The sequence below is a fragment of the Chryseobacterium subflavum genome (genome assembly GCF_055762745.1).
This window is the reverse complement of record NZ_JBVTMR010000017.1, coordinates 1-1018: the sequence shown is the minus strand read 5'-3', so window position 1 is coordinate 1018 and position 1018 is coordinate 1. Positions and strand designations below refer to the sequence as shown.

Sequence of the window (1018 nt, the reverse complement as noted above, 5' to 3'; positions counted from 1 at the left end):
AAAAAAATACAACACCCACTAGAAATTAGTAAAGGGAAGAGAGACAAGAGGAAAGATAGAAGAAGAAAGACCATGTAAGTCTGATATCTGGGATCTTGAATCTGCAAGTCTAACAAGACAGTCTCGTAGCTCAGCTGGTTAGAGCGCTACACTGATAATGTAGAGGTCGGCAGTTCGAGCCTGCCCGAGACTACTAATTATAAGACGGGAAGAGATCAGATATAAGACATGAGACATTAAGTCTGAGATCTAGGATCTGATATCTGAAGTCTACTAGAGGGGGAATTAGCTCAGCTGGCTAGAGCGCCTGCCTTGCACGCAGGAGGTCAAGGGTTCGACTCCCTTATTCTCCACAGTTTGTATATGTAAAAAAGAAGCATGTAAACCTCATGACGAGAGCCGTCATTGATACATGAATACGTTTTACATTAATACAGAAGAAATAAAGATCATTGACATTAACGGTAAAGACATCACAAAGAGAAAACCGAGCACTTATAAGTGCTTGAGTAACCTAAAAATAGGAAAGAAATCGTTAAGGGCGTATGGCGGATGCCTAGGCTTTCAGAGGCGACGAAGGACGTGGTAAGCTGCGAAAAGCTGCGGGGATTGGCACACACGAATTGATCCGCAGATGTCCGAATGGGGCAACCCAATACATTGAAGATGTATTACCTCGTAAGAGGAGCAAACCCGGAGAACTGAAACATCTAAGTACCCGGAGGAAAAGAAATCGAAGAGATTCCGTAAGTAGTGGCGAGCGAAAGCGGATTAGCCCAAAAGTCTTTATATATTTAGAAGAACGTACTGGAAAGTGCGGCCATAGACGGTGATAGCCCGGTATTCGAAAGGTATATATAGATGATAAATGAGTAGGGCGGGACACGTGAAATCCTGTCTGAATATGGGGGGACCATCCTCCAAGGCTAAATACTCCTGAAAGACCGATAGTGAACAAGTACTGTGAAGGAAAGGTGAAAAGCACTTCGAATAGAAGGGTGAAATAGAACCTGAAACC

At 43.5% G+C, this 1018-nt stretch carries 2 tRNA genes and 1 rRNA gene; all 3 read left to right on the top strand.

Going from position 1 to position 1018, the window contains the following annotated elements:
* Positions 1-119: 119 nt before the first annotated feature.
* Positions 120-193, top strand: a tRNA-Ile gene (locus tag AC0INN_RS21745).
* 86 nt (positions 194-279) lie between these two features.
* Positions 280-353: transfer RNA gene (locus AC0INN_RS21740), tRNA-Ala, on the top strand.
* 172 nt (positions 354-525) lie between these two features.
* A 23S ribosomal RNA gene (locus AC0INN_RS21735) occupies positions 526-1018 on the top strand; the annotation flags it as partial.